At 64.5% G+C, this 14,049-nt stretch carries 20 protein-coding genes; 4 read left to right on the top strand and 16 right to left on the bottom strand.

Translation table 11 applies throughout. The features are described 5' to 3' along the window. Nucleotides 1-5: 5 nt before the first annotated feature. On the bottom strand, nucleotides 6-641 hold the full coding sequence (locus ACN0SY_RS03925) for a TIGR02217 family protein (RefSeq protein WP_417684636.1): 636 nt from the start codon (nucleotides 639-641) through the stop codon (nucleotides 6-8). Between the two features lie 92 nt (nucleotides 642-733). On the opposite strand from ACN0SY_RS03925, the gene ACN0SY_RS03930 reads away from it, so the two are divergent. Further along, on the top strand, nucleotides 734-988 hold the full coding sequence (locus tag ACN0SY_RS03930) for a YdcH family protein (protein WP_417684638.1): 255 nt from the start codon (nucleotides 734-736) through the stop codon (nucleotides 986-988). A gap of 22 nt (nucleotides 989-1,010) precedes the next feature. On the opposite strand, the gene ACN0SY_RS03935 is transcribed toward ACN0SY_RS03930, so the two are convergent. The 14 genes from ACN0SY_RS03935 to ACN0SY_RS04000 all read right to left on the bottom strand — a co-directional run bounded on the left by ACN0SY_RS03935 (nucleotide 1,011) and on the right by ACN0SY_RS04000 (nucleotide 9,904). Then, entirely contained in the window at nucleotides 1,011-1,616 is a 606-nt protein-coding gene (locus tag ACN0SY_RS03935; RefSeq protein ID WP_417684640.1) for a phage tail tape measure protein, read from the bottom strand. A gap of 46 nt (nucleotides 1,617-1,662) precedes the next feature. Further along, entirely contained in the window at nucleotides 1,663-1,821 is a 159-nt protein-coding gene (locus ACN0SY_RS03940) for a phage tail assembly chaperone (protein WP_417684642.1), read from the bottom strand. Beyond that, nucleotides 1,815-2,219, bottom strand: a complete 405-nt coding sequence (locus ACN0SY_RS03945; RefSeq protein ID WP_417684644.1) for a gene transfer agent family protein — start codon at nucleotides 2,217-2,219, stop codon at nucleotides 1,815-1,817. The genes ACN0SY_RS03940 and ACN0SY_RS03945 overlap by 7 nt, the downstream gene beginning before the upstream one ends. Nucleotides 2,220-2,229: 10 nt before the next feature. After that, nucleotides 2,230-2,643, bottom strand: coding sequence for a phage major tail protein, TP901-1 family (locus ACN0SY_RS03950; RefSeq protein ID WP_417684645.1), 414 nt, complete (start codon nucleotides 2,641-2,643; stop codon nucleotides 2,230-2,232). 34 nt (nucleotides 2,644-2,677) lie between these two features. Continuing rightward, a complete protein-coding gene (locus ACN0SY_RS03955; protein WP_417684646.1) occupies nucleotides 2,678-3,091 on the bottom strand; it encodes a DUF3168 domain-containing protein in 414 nt (137 codons plus the stop codon). Beyond that, complete coding sequence (locus ACN0SY_RS03960; RefSeq protein WP_417684648.1) at nucleotides 3,088-3,408, bottom strand: head-tail adaptor protein; 321 nt, start codon at nucleotides 3,406-3,408, stop codon at nucleotides 3,088-3,090. Before ACN0SY_RS03960 ends, ACN0SY_RS03955 begins: the two co-directional genes overlap by 4 nt. After that, a complete protein-coding gene (locus tag ACN0SY_RS03965; protein ID WP_417684649.1) occupies nucleotides 3,405-3,974 on the bottom strand; it encodes a head-tail connector protein in 570 nt (189 codons plus the stop codon). Before ACN0SY_RS03965 ends, ACN0SY_RS03960 begins: the two co-directional genes overlap by 4 nt. A gap of 82 nt (nucleotides 3,975-4,056) precedes the next feature. Further along, nucleotides 4,057-5,364, bottom strand: a complete 1,308-nt coding sequence (locus ACN0SY_RS03970; protein ID WP_417684651.1) for a phage major capsid protein — start codon at nucleotides 5,362-5,364, stop codon at nucleotides 4,057-4,059. Nucleotides 5,365-5,392: 28 nt separating this feature from the next. Further along, entirely contained in the window at nucleotides 5,393-5,845 is a 453-nt protein-coding gene (locus tag ACN0SY_RS03975) for an HK97 family phage prohead protease (protein WP_417684653.1), read from the bottom strand. Next, nucleotides 5,842-6,063, bottom strand: coding sequence for a hypothetical protein (locus ACN0SY_RS03980; RefSeq protein ID WP_417684655.1), 222 nt, complete (start codon nucleotides 6,061-6,063; stop codon nucleotides 5,842-5,844). The genes ACN0SY_RS03975 and ACN0SY_RS03980 overlap by 4 nt, the downstream gene beginning before the upstream one ends. Before the next feature lie 130 nt (nucleotides 6,064-6,193). After that, nucleotides 6,194-6,466 carry a hypothetical protein gene (locus ACN0SY_RS03985; protein WP_417684657.1) on the bottom strand — a complete coding sequence of 91 codons (273 nt, stop codon included), beginning with the start codon at nucleotides 6,464-6,466 and terminating at the stop codon, nucleotides 6,194-6,196. Next, complete coding sequence (locus tag ACN0SY_RS03990; RefSeq protein ID WP_417684659.1) at nucleotides 6,463-7,725, bottom strand: phage portal protein; 1,263 nt, start codon at nucleotides 7,723-7,725, stop codon at nucleotides 6,463-6,465. The genes ACN0SY_RS03985 and ACN0SY_RS03990 overlap by 4 nt, the downstream gene beginning before the upstream one ends. Before the next feature lie 309 nt (nucleotides 7,726-8,034). After that, on the bottom strand, nucleotides 8,035-9,411 hold the full coding sequence (locus tag ACN0SY_RS03995; RefSeq protein WP_417684661.1) for a DNA-packaging protein: 1,377 nt from the start codon (nucleotides 9,409-9,411) through the stop codon (nucleotides 8,035-8,037). Then, nucleotides 9,332-9,904 carry a hypothetical protein gene (locus tag ACN0SY_RS04000; protein ID WP_417684662.1) on the bottom strand — a complete coding sequence of 191 codons (573 nt, stop codon included), beginning with the start codon at nucleotides 9,902-9,904 and terminating at the stop codon, nucleotides 9,332-9,334. Before ACN0SY_RS04000 ends, ACN0SY_RS03995 begins: the two co-directional genes overlap by 80 nt. 426 nt (nucleotides 9,905-10,330) lie before the next feature. Here ACN0SY_RS04000 and ACN0SY_RS04005 point away from each other — a divergent pair, with 426 nt between their 5' ends. After that, nucleotides 10,331-11,083, top strand: a complete 753-nt coding sequence (locus ACN0SY_RS04005) for an SDR family NAD(P)-dependent oxidoreductase (RefSeq protein ID WP_417684664.1) — start codon at nucleotides 10,331-10,333, stop codon at nucleotides 11,081-11,083. Between the two features lie 7 nt (nucleotides 11,084-11,090). Here ACN0SY_RS04005 and ACN0SY_RS04010 read toward each other — a convergent pair whose 3' ends face one another. Further along, nucleotides 11,091-11,402: a hypothetical protein gene (locus tag ACN0SY_RS04010; protein WP_417684666.1), complete on the bottom strand. Its 312-nt coding sequence runs from the start codon at nucleotides 11,400-11,402 to the stop codon at nucleotides 11,091-11,093. Nucleotides 11,403-11,672: 270 nt separating this feature from the next. Here ACN0SY_RS04010 and ACN0SY_RS04015 point away from each other — a divergent pair, with 270 nt between their 5' ends. Together ACN0SY_RS04015 and ACN0SY_RS04020 are read left to right on the top strand one after the other, a co-directional pair. After that, on the top strand, nucleotides 11,673-13,343 hold the full coding sequence (locus ACN0SY_RS04015) for an FMN-binding glutamate synthase family protein (protein WP_417684667.1): 1,671 nt from the start codon (nucleotides 11,673-11,675) through the stop codon (nucleotides 13,341-13,343). A 76-nt stretch (nucleotides 13,344-13,419) separates the two neighbouring features. Continuing rightward, complete coding sequence (locus ACN0SY_RS04020) at nucleotides 13,420-13,950, top strand: DUF3833 family protein (protein WP_417684669.1); 531 nt, start codon at nucleotides 13,420-13,422, stop codon at nucleotides 13,948-13,950. Nucleotides 13,951-14,049: the final 99 nt, after the last annotated feature.

Genomic DNA, 14,049 nt, shown 5'->3' on the forward strand with positions numbered 1-14,049 from the left:
GCGGGTCAGATCCGGATTTCGATCAGGGGAATGGAGGGAATGTCGCCGGCCTCGAAATGGGTCAGGCTGACCTCCATCCGGTCGGTATCGAAACGCACGGGAACATCGAACAGGAAGCCAGCAGTCACCGCAGCGCCATCAGACGGAGCAGCAGCGAAGACGAGCTCACCCGTGACAGGATCGACGGAGACCTCAGGGCCCAGGGCTTGCTCCACGCCGCCGACCGCGGCCTTCAGGGTCAAGGGATCGGGCAGGCGGATCTCGCGGTCATAGGCCTCGGCTCCTGAACCGTAGGTCTTGATCAGAGTAAAACGCGTGCGAATCCCGTCGCCGTGGCCAAGCAGCTGGTCTTCCGCTCCCGGAAGAACGTTGTCGTTCCGGGTCGAATGGTCGAACGGGTCGCGAAAGCGAAAGCCGTAAAGCCTGCCCCTCGCCTTTTCGAACAGTGCAAGGACCGCGCGCAGATCCTGCAGGGACCGGATGCCGGTCGATGCATCATAACGTCGACGGCTGTCGGCCCATCGCGCGTTCCGAGCTTCTCCTCCCGAGGCCAGCAGCACGACATCCGTCCGCCGCTCCGGTCCGCCGAGCGCCCCGAAGGCAACGGCTGCGGGAAAACGGTCATCCAGAAAAGAAGCCATGGAAATTCCTTCCCGATTATCGACCGATTGATCTGCCTCAAGGTGTCTGGAGGCCCCGGTCGCCATGTTGGGTGCATGAAAAGGAGGGACCAATGAGTCACGTACCCCACGAACTGCACGAAGAATTTCCGGACGCCGCAGCGGCCTTGCATGCGCTGAAGACCAGCGACGCTCATTTCGCCAAGCTTTCCGAGGAATATCACGTCATCAATCGCGAAATTCACCGCATCGAGACCGAGATCGAGCCAGCCTCCGACCAGACGCTGGAAGATCTCAAGAAGAAGCGGCTGTCCTTGAAGGACCAGATCGCTGCCATGTTGGCGGCGTGCGAGAGCACCGGCTCCTGAGCCCCTCCTTTTCAGGCCGGTGTTAGAGCCCGCGCCGTCCCCGTCCGACGGCGCGGGCCACCATTGCAGAGACCTGCGCTTCCGAGCGGCGGAAGCTTTCCGCGTCCCGCGTGGTGATATTGAGGTGGACCTGCGGCTGCCCGGCTGATGGTCCGTTTTGCACGCCCAATCGGCCGTCACTGCCGCGCACCAGCGGCAGGATGGCCTCGGCTCCGGCCTCCCCGGCCAGGCCGTAGCCGCCACTGAGTGCCCCCGATCCGCCCGCACCATTGCCGCCAAGACCAAAATAGGTTGGCGAAGCGATGACCCCGCCCTTGGCAAAGGGCGTGACGGAAGCAGATCCGGCCATACCATTCGAGAACGCGGACCCCAGCCCGCCGAAGATCGAACCGACTGCATTACTGGCCAGCGCCTCCAGAGGTTTGAGCGCGGAACCCAGAACCCGCGACGATGTCGTCAGCGCGATTTGGCGGAACACCGTTTCCAGCGATTTGCCGTCGACGAGCGCTGCCTTCAGTCCCCCCGCCAGTGCCGAAGAGAACTGTCCTGCCGAGCGCGTGATTTCCTGCATGCGTGCGGAAAAGGCCTCCAGATCCGCCAGCGGCACGTCAATCCTGTCGTCAGTCATGAGAGGTCCTCTCGATCAATGTAAGGGGCGCATGGAACGCCGCCCATCAGTCGGGAAAGGCATCCATAAGGCGGATCAGTCCCGATCTCGTCAGGCGACTCCTTTGTGCGGAAAGGCCGAGAGCGGAGGCGAGTTCGAAAGGGGTCGCTGCCCAGAATACAGGCGGTGTCCAACCGAGCTGACGGAAGGCCGCCTGCATCAGCATGCGCCATGGAAAGGGGCGGCGGTCGACTTGCCTGCCTCCGCGCGCCCCAAGTCATCTGCCTGTTGCTCCGTATGGTCTTCTTCGTCTTCCCCCACGCCGAAGGTGACCTGTAGCAGATCGGCAGCAATTGCGGCGAAGCCACCTGCACCGCCCACGGAGGTCATGCGTGCGACCTGCTCGTCGGAGACGTCATTGCCAGCTCCGCGCAGGCCCGCGCCAATCACCCTGATCAGATCCAATGCTGCCAGACGTCCAGACGAGAATCTCTCGACGAGGCTCTGCAGGTCGGAACAGGCAAAGGCCGCCTCGAGTTCTGCCAGGGCGCCGAGGGTCAGCACCAGTGTCCACTTGCGCCCGTCGAGGCAGGCGCTGATCTCACCGCGCAAACGGTTTGCCATGGGTGTTCTCCTAGATCGCCGTGAAGGTCAGTTCGCCGGCCGATTCCAGCGCAATCTCGTAGGTCACCTCGCCATCGTGGCGACCGGCGTATTCCAGCGCGGTGATCTGGAACGGCCCTTCCAGGATGCCGAAGTCGGGGACGACCACCTGCCAGGGACGGATGCTTCCTGCGAAGAAGATCTGGCGGACGGCGGCATCGCTTGCCTGATCCCGGAACAGGCCGGATCCGGCAAGCGATGCAGAGCGGGTTCCGGCTGCGGCCAGCAACTCGCGCCATCGCCCGGTGCTGTCGGCATTGGTGATGTCGACGCTCGCAGCGTTGAGTGCAAGGCGCCGGGTGCGGAGCCCGGCAACAGTCTGAAAGCTGCCCGAGGATGCCTCGTCCAGCTTCAACAAAAGGTCACGTCCGGCCTGAGCGGTCATCCCGGCCTCCTTTGCTTGATGTTCAGTGTCAGGATCAGCCCGCCGGTTCGGTCACGGCCCGCAGCGTCAACTCGGCGCGGAAGGTGCGGCCATCGCGCAGGATCTGCGAGGCGACGCCCGAGATCTGCAGGCCGACAAGATGGTGCCCGGGGACAACGGGCGTGTTTTCCATAAGCGCCCTGCCCGCGGTTTCGGCGATGGTCAGCGCCTCGTCCCGGCTTTCGGTTCGCGACAGGGCGACAAGGCGCAGCTCGTGGGCAAGGCCCTCGTCCGGATCGGACAGAAGCGGCTCGGCGCTGATGCCTTCCAGCACGAGAAACGGAAAGCCTTGGCCGCGCGGAGGCTTGTCGAAGATCCGTCCAGGGCCAAGCAATGCCGTCAGCGCGGCACTTGCGGCCAGATGATCGAACAGCCCCTTGCGCAGGGCCAGTTGCGGGGTATCGCTCATGTGCCCTCCTCCTCGGCGAGACAGAAGAGCTCTGTGCCGCGGTCGTCTCCCTGGGCGACGCTGAGCAAGCGGTAGCGCCGCAAACCGGCACTCATGCGCCAGCCGCCGGTGATGTCGTCGCGGTGACGCAGGCGGATCTCGTGGGTCACGACGCCTTCGAGCCTTTCGCCGCGCAGCTCCTCGCGCAGGCGGCTCGGTCGGATCGCGGCGAAATCAGCGCCTGCCGAGAGATAGACAAGCGACGCGGTGCCATCGGCGCCGTGAGTCACCACCGGCTGTTCCAGCGTGACCGGCGTGCGGTATCGCCCGGCGCTCACAGCTTCAGCACCTTGTTGACGGCAAGCAGCCGGTCGAGGCCATGAGGCAAGGAGCCTTGAACGGCCTGTGTTCCGGCCTCGCGGTTTTCGAACCAATGGGCGGCAAGCAGCCGGATCGCCTGTTTCAACGTTACCGGAACATCTTCCGCCGTTTCGCCATAGCCGGCGGTGAAGTCCACCTCCAGCCCGTTGAGGGAGGACGAGGACACGCCTGCTCCGACCTTGACCCGCACCCTCGCCGGGGTGACCGACCTGTCGAGCGCATAGTCGCCGGCGTCGAGCACATGGGCGTTGCCGTCGTGGTCGTAGGCGGTGATCTCGGTGACCGCGATGACCGGTGCGACGGGCAGCTGGATGATCCGCCCGACAGGCCAATGCTCAAGATAGAGCCGCCAGCCTTGCGCGATCAGCGCCCGGCCGGTTTCCCGCTCCACCTGCTGGCGCGCGGCAACGACCAGTTCGCTCAAGAGCGCATCTTCCTGGGGGCCGGTCAGGCGCAGATGGGCGCGCATGTCGGCCACCGTCACCGGCTCCACTCCCGGCGGTGCAATCAGGGTGGAAGTCATCGGATTTCCCTCGCTTTGAAAAGAAAACGCCGGCTCCACGGGGAAGCCGGCGCAAGTTGGGGAGGAAGGCTGGAAGCTGCCCTTAGGCGGAGAAGGTCATCAGCTTGATGGCATCAAAGTCCTGCACCCCGCCGCCGACGCGCTTGGTGGTGTAGAAGAGGACGTAGGGCTTGGCCGAATAAGGATCGCGCAGGATGCGCACGCCCATGCGGTCGACAACGAGGTAGCCGCGACGGAAGTCGCCAAAGGCAATCGCCGGTGCGTCGACGCCGATGTCCGGCATGTCCTCTGCCTCGGTCACGGGGAAGTTCATCAGCGTCGCGGAAGCGCCCGCCCCTGCCGGCGGCTGCCAGAGATAGTTGCCGTCGCCGTCCTTCAGCTTGCGCAGGGCCCCTTGCGTACGCCGGTTCATGACGAAACGGGCGTTCTGGCGATAGCCGCTCTTGAGCGCGTAGATCAGGTCGAGCAGCCTGTCGCCCGGATCGAGCGCCGGGAAGCCGCCCGCCTCGCCGGTCGAAACCGTGCCGAGCGAACCCCACGACCAGCTCGCCTCGGCGACAAGCGGCACGTTCAGGAAGCCGGTCGGCTTGTTCACCCCGTCGCCATTGACGAAGGCTGCGCCCTCCTGTTCGGCAAAGGCGGTTTCCACTTCCTCTGCGATCCAGGCGTCCATGTCGACGGCAGCATCGTCCAGAAGGCTCGCAGACGCCGCAGGCATGGCGTAGAGCTCCATGGCCGGGAAATTCAGCTCGGCCAGGGTCGGGGCGGTGGTCTCGGGCCGCACGGCCGTCTCGCCGACCCAGCCGGTCTGCGGCCCGGCGATGGAGAAGGGCTTCTTGTAGGTCGCGGCAGAGACCTGGCGCACGCCTGCAATCGCGCGGATCGGAGACACCTCAGACAGGCGGCGCATGATCCCCGTCTCGGTTTCCTCCGGCACCAGGTAGCCGCCATCCGGATCCGAAGAGGCACTCATCGCCTTCATCTCGAGCGGCCTGAGCGTCTGTTCGCGGCCGGTGCGCACATAGGCCTCGAAGGCCGCCTTGTGTTCGATGGCCTGGGACGACTGGCCGCGCTCGGGCGTGCCGCTGCGCTGCGGACGGCGGGCCTTCAGGGCAAGGTCGTCGAGACGGCGCTGGGTCTGGTCTAGGGCAGCGTCGAGCCGGTCGAGCTTTTCGAGCGTCAGCACATCGGCGCTGCCGCGTTCCTCGATCTCGGCAAGTCTGGCGTCGTTGACATCCCGGTAGGTCTCGAAGGCACGGAAGAACTCGTCGAAGGTACGGGCGACATCGTCCCCGCCCGCAGACCCCGCCGCGGCAACCGGCGGAGCGCCTGTTCCTGCCTTGGTCTCGAGCGGCGCGCTTTCAAAATGGATCTCGTTGGAAGTGGTCATGAAGATCTCCAGTGTGAGGAAGGCGAATTCAGGACGGACGGCCGGACGGGCCGGTCAGAAGGCGCACCCTTGCGCCGTCCACTTGCGGGAAGGTGACCAGCGACACCTCCCAAAGGTCGATGTCGAAGAGGATGCGGCTATGCCCGCCCCTGCCCCGGCCATCGCTCTGGCGGCGGGCCTTGAGGGCGCGAAAGCCGATGGACAGGCCGGTCAGCGCCCCGGCAGCGACAAGGGCTGCCGCCTCACGTCCGCGCGCGACACCGGGCAGGAGGCGTCCGCGGACTTTCAGGCCGCGCCGGTCTTCGGCCATGTGGGTCCAGATGCCGATCGGAGCCGAGGGGTCGTGCTGCCACAGCATGGCAATGCCCCTGGCCCCCCGGCGCGCGAGCGACCCCTTGAAGGCGCCCGGACGGATGATGTCCCCGGCTCCGTCGCGCTGGCCGAACAGGCTGGCATAGCCCGACAGGAAGAGGCCGCTCATGGTGCCTGCTCCGGGCCTTGTCCGCCTTCACTCACCAGCGTGAGCAGCGTTGCCGAGAAGTCGCTGAAGGTGCGCGTGTGCGGCAGATCGGCTGAGGGGCCGCCCAGCCGGTATCGCCGTCCGGCCGATACGCCCGGGAAGGTTCTCAACCCGTTTTTAAAGCTGAGACCGAACGGACCGGCAAAGTGTCCGGCGGTCGGTGATTGCTCAAATGCCATGACAACTCCTGATGGTTTTTACAATGCGACGCAACTGAGAGAAAAAGCCTCTGACACAGGTGCTTAGGGCGCGGAGTTCAGACCCGTTCAGCCAACTTGAGAGCGTGCTTCCAGGCCTTGAGACGCTGAGTCAGCTTTTCGGGTTTTCCTGAATCTTCTGAATCGCTTGGCCGGAGACGTTGAAAGCCTGCTCAACCGGGTTCACAGTCTGATTCAACTTTGCGCCCAGAAGTCTGTTCAGCCGGGCTACCTCGGCGACGAAATCGGAGAAGCGACGGTTCGAGTGGGTCAGCTCACGCAGGAGCAAGGCCGCCAGCGTGCTGGTGGCAACGGCCCACAGGAACAGCGCCAGATGGGCCAGGTCGCCGCGCTCGATGATCGAGCGGGTGATCTCCTCACTCATCGGCTTGCATCCCGGTTCGTGGGCGCCTCGTCATCGGCCCGTACTCCGTAACCGACAGCCTGGCGCTTTTCGTCTTCGCTCAGGAAGCTGGCCCCATCGACCCGCCGCCACAGCGCTTCGCGCTCGCTCGACAGGGCCTCGATGGCGTCCGCGTCCGGCCGGAGGCTCAGCATCTCGCTCGCGCCGTCCCCGTACGTCGGGCCATAGGCAGGACCGAGCCATGCCGCCAGGCCAGCGGCGGTGCGCTGGACCAGAGGAAGGACGGCGGAGCGCCAGAACGCCCGGTTGGCTTCCTGGAAGTTGGAATAGGTGTTGTCGCCGGGGATGGCGAGCAGCATGGGCGGCACGCCGAAGGCCAGCGCGATCTCGCGCGCCGCCTGGTTCTTGGCCTCAATGAAGTCCATGTCCTTGGGCGTCAGGCCCATGGGCTTCCAGTCGAGCCCGCCCTCAAGCAGCAGGGGCCGGCCCGCATTGCGCGCGCCCTGATAGCCGCTCTCCAGTTCGTTCTTCAGGCGCTCGAACTGGTCTGCCGAAAGATTGACCGCATCGCCCGCGCCATAGACCAGCGCACCGGACGGGCGGGCCGCATTGTCCAGCAGCGCCTTGTTCCAGCTGGCCGCCGCATTATGGATGTCGAGGCTCATCTGCGCCGCCTCAAGCGGAGCAAAGCCATAGTGGTCGTTGAGCGGGTGGAACAGCTTCAGATGCCGGACCGGTGCGATGCCGCCCTCACCCGGATCCGGTTCGGCGGACATTCTTACAGTGCGCCCGCCAACCGTATAGTCAAAGGCCTCGGGCCAGCCTGTGGGACCCGGTACGACCTTGACCCGGTCGGGCCGGAGCGCATGCAGTTCACGCGGGACCGCGTCAACGCTCACCTGTTCCACATAGGCGTTGCCGGCGACCAGCAGGTAGCCGTAGAGGCTTTCCAGAAAGTCGCCTCCAGCCTCAAGCCGGTTTGGCCGTGCGAGCAGCTCCAGAAGCGGATGGGTATCCAGTTCACGCTCGCCCTCGAACAGGGTCAGCGGCACGGAAGCGGCGGCTTCGGATATCATCCTGACGGCCCGGTGAACCACCGGATTGCGGCCATAGCCTTCCCGGGCCAGCGCGCCGTAATCGCGCGGGCTCCAGACCGGCTGGGACGCGCCCTGGATGGCCAGAAGCGCGCCCGTCCGCGACGCTTTTACCTCATTGGGTCCATCGGCCCCGCGCCGTTCAGGCGCGGCCCACAGTGATTCAAGTACCTGCATCAAGCCCATGATCTTTCTCGCCTTTCCGGCTGCCTTCAAAGATTGATTCAAGTGGTCGCGAGAATGCCGCCCCTCACCCTTTGCGGCGCTCCGCCTTCTCCCCCCTTGAGGGGGAGATGCCCCCACACGGGGGCAGAGGGGGGGGGTATAGGCACACCGGAGAACAGCAGCCATCGCCGAATACGAACGGACGCTCCCCCCTCTGTCAGCGATCGCTGACATCTCCCCCTCAAGGGGGGAGAGGGGAGATCGCCGAAAGGGCCACACGAACTTCGTTGCCCCTCTCCCGCCTTGCCTGCAGGAACGTTGAAGCCCCCCTCAGAGCCGCCTGACTTTCGGCACCGCTCTTGGTCCGAGCAGCAGTTCGGACACTGCCCAGACGAGCGCGTCGAGCCGGTCGGGAGAGCGGCCACCGGAAAGACCCGAGGGTCCGAAGTCGACCATCTCGTCCTCCAGTTCCGGCAGGGCGCCGACATGGCGGATGCGGTCCTGGTCGTAGAGCATGGCGACCGGTTCGGCGCGGGAGAACTTGCCACGCGTCGCCCTCACCTGTTTCACCGGCACGGCCGGATCGGCCCCGCGAATGACCTCTGCGACCATCTCGCCGCCCTGGTTGACCTCGGCCACCAGACAGTCGGCGGACAGCCCGTGCCACAGGCCTGTCACCACCGCCGCCCAGTCGGATGGCCTTGCGCGCTCGACAGAGCGGTCTGCCAGCACATAGGCCGTGCCGTCCTCGCCAAGACCGACGGCGACGATGCCGCAAGCGTCGGACTTGCGGCCCGAGGTCGCCGGCGGGTCAATGGCAATGACGATGCGGCTCAGGTGTTCGGGCGCCCTGGTCACGCGCAAGGCCTCCAGCTTCTGCCGGGACCAGAGCGCGTCGGGCCGGTCGTCGATCAGCTCGCCGTCCAGCTCCTGTCGCCCGAGGCGGGTGCCGGCATAGCGCGCCACCACCGCCTCCAGGAACCCCGGTGCCAGGAACGGTGCGTTGGCGCTCGTCGGCGCGTGGGTCACCGCTGTCTCGCCAAGACCGAGCAACCGCTTGAGGAGCGGCGTCGGCTTCGGTGTTGTCGTCACCAGCTGGCGCGGCTCGGTGCCGAGCCTCAGACCGAATTGCAGCATGTCGAAGGTCTCCTGCGCGTAGCGCCACTTGGCCAGCTCGTCGCACCAGGCAATGTCGAATTGCGGTCCGCGCAGGGCCTCCGGATCCTCTGAGGAAAAGGCCTGCGCCACAGCTCCGTTGGGCCATTCCAGCCGCCGCCGGGTCGGGGTCCAGGTGGGCCGTTCGCCCCTTGAGTGCAGGGCCAGCAGTCCGGAGACGCCCTCCACCATGACCTCGCGCACATCGGAGAAGGTCTCGCCGACAAGGGCGATGCGCCCGGCAAATCCCTTCGACGCGCCTGATCCGTTCAGCCAGCCATGGCCCAGCGCCATGGCCTTGATCCATTCGGCCCCGGCCCGCGTCTTGCCCGCGCCGCGCCCGCCCATCAACAGCCAGATGCGCCAGTTGCCATCCGGGGGAAGCTGATGCTCATGGGCGAAGGTCGGCCAATCGGACAAGATGAAGCGCATTTCGGCAGGCGACAGCCCGTCCAGCGCCGTCTCCAGAAGGTCATGGCGGGCACAGTCGGCCAAGGCGCTCCGCAAGCGCCTTGCGCAGCTCGTCGGCGGAAAGCTGTTGGTGGTCGTCATCCTCGCTCCCCGTGTCGCTGCCGGTTTCCGCTGCCTGCGCCTCTGCCTCCGTTTTCAGATCCAGAAGCAAGGTCAAGGTCCGGGCAAGGCTTGCGAGCGTCTTGGCCGTGCGGTCTATATCGGCAAGGCTCGACGCCCCGGCCTCCGCCGTCAGGTCCTTCAGCCGGACCTCCATGCTTTCCACCTGGGCCTCGAAGGCCCGGTAAAGACGGCCGATCATGGCCGCGCGCTCCGCCTGCGGTGTTTCAAGAAGAAGCCTCGGGATCTCGGCAGGGTCGAGACCCCGTTCCTCTCCCGCTGTCGCCACCGGCTCCATCGAAGTGACCGCTTCCAGACCCGGCGCCATATCGATCGCCGGTTCGCGGCCGCGCGCCTCGACATCCCGTTCCAGCGCATCGTAGCTCGGCGGCAGGCCACGCTTTTCGCGTTCGCGCATGGCCCTCGACGCCAACACCATGGATCGCCGGTGGTCGGAAACGGATGGCCGCTTCATGGATCGCCTCCCCGAGAATTAGGTCTCAAGCCCCACAACTTCGCGCCGCGCCGTTCGATGGTGGCTAGCCACCCGCCGGACACGCAAAAGCGCCACAGCCGGGCTATCCCCGGTGCGCCGTCAGAGCACTGCAATGATTTCAGTAACTTGCCGACATGGGGGCAATTTTATGCCCACTGCCTTCGGCCCGTGAGACAATCGTCATTGGGCTCCAGCGGGATCTGCCGGCCATCGCAGCCGACATCCCGTCAGCCGCAGTTTTCCGATCATGGCAAAACCCTACCAGATCAGCGTCACGCTGTCAAGAATAAATTCCTATTTTCTTTAAAAGGTCTTCGAAGCCGGCGTATCATGCCATTGTACCACCCCTTTCCGCCTGCTAGCGTTGCGGCAATTCGGGACGACAAAACAAGCAGTTGGTGGGATATGAGCGAAAAAGTGGCTCTCGTCACCGGTGCCGCGCGCGGGATCGGTCTGGCAACGACGAAACTTCTGATCGAACAGGGCTGGAAGGTCGCCATGGTCGACCGGGACGGCGAGGAACTGAGCCGCGCGGCCACCGGCATCAATGCGGCTGCCCCCTTCGTCTTCGACGTTTCGCACGAGGATCAGGTCGACGAGATGACGGCCGCTGTGGTCGAGCAATTCGGCCGCCTCGACGCCGTGGTCAACAATGCCGGCGTGGCAGATTTCGGCCCGATCGAGGAAACCGATTTCAGGCGCTGGCGCACGATCATGGACACCAACCTCGACGGGGTATTTCTCGTTTCGCAGGCAGCCATACCGCATCTGAAGAAGACCCGCGGCTCGCTGGTCAACATCGGCTCGATCTCGGGACTGAGGGCCTCCACCTTGCGCGTTGCCTACGGCACATCGAAGGCGGCGGTGATCCACCTCACCAAGCAGCAGGCCGCGGAACTTGGAGAATACGGCGTGCGCGCCAATTGCGTCTGTCCCGGCCCGGTGCGCACCAAGCTTGCCATGGCCGTGCATACGCAGGACATCATTGACGCCTATCACGATGCCATACCGCTCAACCGCTACGGCTCCGAACGGGAGATCGCCTCTGTCATCGCCTTCCTGTGTTCGGAGGACGCGAGCTATGTCACCGGACAGGTGATCGCCTCCGACGGCGGCTTCGATTCCACCGGCGTCGGCCTGCCGTCCTTGCGGAAATAGCGGCGCATCAATTGCCTTTCCTGCTCGCAAATAGGCTGTCCCAACTACGAACATCGCCTGCGAGTAGCGTCAAATCCCCCCGTTCCGGTGGAGGCGTCTCTTCCGCAGAGTACTGGTCTAGCATAGCGCCAAATATTTGCACTGCTGCTGGAGAAAAATAGCAGTTGTACAAATTGTCTTGGATGCTTGAATGAACAAACATCGCCGCATCTATAGGCCCACCAGAAACAACTAAAGTATCTGCAAAAGAATTTTGGAGAGCTTCGCTTTCATGAATTTTTTCCGTGTTGCACGGAAACGGGACCATTTTCCAACCCATCGCAACCTCCAAGAAATATGATTGAAGTACACACGTTAAGGGCACAGCAAGTCAACTCACCCACAACATTTCCTGGTTGCCGCCGACGGCAGCGTCGACACCACGGGCAGCTTCGTTCACCAGCCCTCGCCTCAACCGCCATCCACCGGTTTGTGAGGCAACGTGAGGGCCTGAACCCTTTTCGGCTGGCCAAAGTCCTGCGATGACTGGAAGATCTGAAGCCTGTTGCGTTTCCACCAACTGCCAGCCTGCCGGAGCCCGTCCCGCCCGATGCCGCCAGCCCGCTATTTCGTCTTTGGCCTCTGCCTTGCCCTCACCGCGCTTGCCCTGATCCTGACCCTTTCCGTCAGTGGACATTTCCTGCTGCCGTTCCTCGCGCTGTTCGGCTTCTCGGTGGTCGGCATCCGTGACCTGATCCAGAAGCGCCATTCTGTGCTGCGCAACTATCCGCTGATCGGCCATTTCCGCTTCATGTTCGAGGCGATCCGGCCGGAAATGCGGCAGTATTTCTTCGAGAGCAACCAGGACGGCGTTCCCTTTGCCCGCGAGAAGCGCTCGCTGGTCTACGACCGGGCCAAGAACATCGAGGGCAACAAGCCTTTCGGCACGGAATACAACGTCTATGCCAACGACTATGCCTGGGTGAATCACTCCATGGCGCCCAAGGGCGGACCGGGCAAGCCCCATGCGGACCCGCTGTCGGACCAGCGCCTAAGGGTCACCATCGGCGGTCCGGACTGCCTGCAGCCCTATTCCGCTTCGATCTTCAACATCTCGGCCATGAGCTTCGGCTCCCTATCGGCGAATGCCGTTCTGGCGCTGAACACCGGCGCAAAGCGGGGCAACTTTGCCCATGACACGGGCGAAGGCAGCGTGTCACGCTACCACAAGAGGGGCGGCGGCGACCTGATCTGGGAAATCGGCTCGGGCTATTTCGGCTGCCGCGCCGAGGATGGCGGGTTCGATCCGGCCAAGTTCGAAAAGCAGGCCGCCGACCCGCAGGTCAGGATGATCGAGGTGAAGCTGAGCCAGGGCGCAAAGCCCGGACATGGCGGCGTCCTGCCGGCGGCCAAGGTGACCGCGGAAATCGCCGAAGCGCGCGGCATTCCCATGGGCAAGGACTGCATCTCGCCCTCGGCCCATCCGGCCTTTTCCACGCCGACGGAGCTGATGGTCTTCATCGGCGATCTCCGGCGCTTGTCGAAAGGCAAGCCGGTCGGTTTCAAGCTGTGCCTCGGCCACAAGTGGGAGTTCATGGCCATCGTCAAGGCGATGCTGGAGACCCGCATCGTGCCGGATTTCATCGTCGTTGACGGAGCCGAAGGCGGCACCGGTGCGGCGCCGCTGGAATTCACCAACCGGCTCGGCACACCGCTGCGCCAGGGGCTTGCCTTCGTGCACAACACGCTGGTCGGCGCGGGCCTGCGCGATCATGTGAAGATCGGGGCCAGCGGCAAGCTGATCAGCGCCTTCGACATTTCAGAAGCCCTGTGCCTTGGCGCCGATTGGGCAAATTCCGCGCGGGGCTTCATGTTCGCCCTCGGCTGCATCCAGTCGCAGAGCTGCCACACCAATCGCTGCCCGGTCGGGGTCGCGACACAGGACCCTCAACGCCAAAAGGCGCTCGATGTGCCCGACAAGGCAACGCGCGTTGCCAACTTCCACCGCAACACGGTGAAGGCTCTGATGGAATTTGCCGAAGCCTCGGGCCTCGACACGCCAAAGAACTTCCGGCCCGAACACGTCTACCTGCGCGAAGGGCACCGGGCGGTGCTGCCCGCCAGCGCCGCGCTTGACTGGCTCAAACCCGGCGACCTCCTGACCGGCGCCGATATTCCCGGCTTTTCCACCTATTGGGCGATGGCCGATGCAAGGAGTTTTGCCCCGGTCAAGAGCGTCGAGGAAGCCCGCGACGAGCGCCACGGCGTTGCTGGGCGCTAGGCAAGTCTCACCCCGCAGCAGATCCGATTGCCGGCGCTGAGCGTATTCCAGCCAACCGAACAGCTGGAGATGCCCCATGTTCACCCGTCTTGTCCGCCGTCCCCTCGCAGCCCTTGCCATAGCCTTCCCGCTTGCAGCCGGTGCATCCGCTGAAGCCTTCGCCAAGCCATTGGTGCTCGAGGATTTCTTCCGTGGCACGACCATCGGCAAGGGCGTTTTCGAGAGCAAGATCGCCAAGGTCTACCGGCCATTCACGGTCAAGCTCACCGGCACCTGGAACCCGCATACCTTCACGCTGCGCCTGCGCGAGGATTTCTTCTACGAAGACGGTGAACGCGACACCAAGACATGGTTCTTCCAGAAGGTCGCGGAGGACCGCTATATCGGTCAACGAGCCGATGTGCGCGGCCCGGCGATCGTCCGGCGTGATGGCGATGGCGCATTGCGGTTCACCTATGTGGCGGATGTGGAAACCTCCGACGGCTCCATTGCCCTCAGGTTCAACGACACGCTGGAACAGGTGGACGCACGAACCGTTCGCAACCGGGCCGACGTGGTCAAACTTGGTTTTCCGGTCGGAACGGTCGAGCTGACTTTCACCAAGTGAAACTCCCGGAATCGCCCGGCAGCGGCAGAACACCCGCTTGATCCCGTAACGGAAACTGGTCACCATCCCCACGCAGGCCGACAACGCCAGCCGGTGCCT

Source organism: Roseibium sp., assembly GCF_048261595.1.
GTDB lineage: Bacteria > Pseudomonadota > Alphaproteobacteria > Rhizobiales > Stappiaceae > Roseibium.

Coding starts and splice junctions, on each gene's coding strand:
- ACN0SY_RS03980 (WP_417684655.1), bottom strand. CDS start 6,063: ATGGCATTTGAGCAATCACCGACCGCCGGACACTTTGCCGGTCCGTTC.
- ACN0SY_RS04015 (WP_417684667.1), top strand. CDS start 11,673: ATGCCGCCAGCCCGCTATTTCGTCTTTGGCCTCTGCCTTGCCCTCACC.
- ACN0SY_RS04020 (WP_417684669.1), top strand. CDS start 13,420: ATGTTCACCCGTCTTGTCCGCCGTCCCCTCGCAGCCCTTGCCATAGCC.
- ACN0SY_RS03990 (WP_417684659.1), bottom strand. CDS start 7,725: ATGGGCTTGATGCAGGTACTTGAATCACTGTGGGCCGCGCCTGAACGG.
- ACN0SY_RS03925 (WP_417684636.1), bottom strand. CDS start 641: ATGGCTTCTTTTCTGGATGACCGTTTTCCCGCAGCCGTTGCCTTCGGG.
- ACN0SY_RS03930 (WP_417684638.1), top strand. CDS start 734: ATGAGTCACGTACCCCACGAACTGCACGAAGAATTTCCGGACGCCGCA.
- ACN0SY_RS03935 (WP_417684640.1), bottom strand. CDS start 1,616: ATGACTGACGACAGGATTGACGTGCCGCTGGCGGATCTGGAGGCCTTT.
- ACN0SY_RS03985 (WP_417684657.1), bottom strand. CDS start 6,466: ATGAGTGAGGAGATCACCCGCTCGATCATCGAGCGCGGCGACCTGGCC.
- ACN0SY_RS03995 (WP_417684661.1), bottom strand. CDS start 9,411: ATGACGACCACCAACAGCTTTCCGCCGACGAGCTGCGCAAGGCGCTTG.
- ACN0SY_RS03955 (WP_417684646.1), bottom strand. CDS start 3,091: ATGAGCGATACCCCGCAACTGGCCCTGCGCAAGGGGCTGTTCGATCAT.
- ACN0SY_RS03950 (WP_417684645.1), bottom strand. CDS start 2,643: ATGACCGCTCAGGCCGGACGTGACCTTTTGTTGAAGCTGGACGAGGCA.
- ACN0SY_RS03970 (WP_417684651.1), bottom strand. CDS start 5,364: ATGACCACTTCCAACGAGATCCATTTTGAAAGCGCGCCGCTCGAGACC.
- ACN0SY_RS04000 (WP_417684662.1), bottom strand. CDS start 9,904: ATGAAGCGGCCATCCGTTTCCGACCACCGGCGATCCATGGTGTTGGCG.
- ACN0SY_RS04010 (WP_417684666.1), bottom strand. CDS start 11,402: ATGGGTTGGAAAATGGTCCCGTTTCCGTGCAACACGGAAAAAATTCAT.
- ACN0SY_RS03965 (WP_417684649.1), bottom strand. CDS start 3,974: ATGACTTCCACCCTGATTGCACCGCCGGGAGTGGAGCCGGTGACGGTG.
- ACN0SY_RS03975 (WP_417684653.1), bottom strand. CDS start 5,845: ATGAGCGGCCTCTTCCTGTCGGGCTATGCCAGCCTGTTCGGCCAGCGC.
- ACN0SY_RS04005 (WP_417684664.1), top strand. CDS start 10,331: ATGAGCGAAAAAGTGGCTCTCGTCACCGGTGCCGCGCGCGGGATCGGT.
- ACN0SY_RS03945 (WP_417684644.1), bottom strand. CDS start 2,219: ATGGCAAACCGTTTGCGCGGTGAGATCAGCGCCTGCCTCGACGGGCGC.
- ACN0SY_RS03940 (WP_417684642.1), bottom strand. CDS start 1,821: ATGCTGATGCAGGCGGCCTTCCGTCAGCTCGGTTGGACACCGCCTGTA.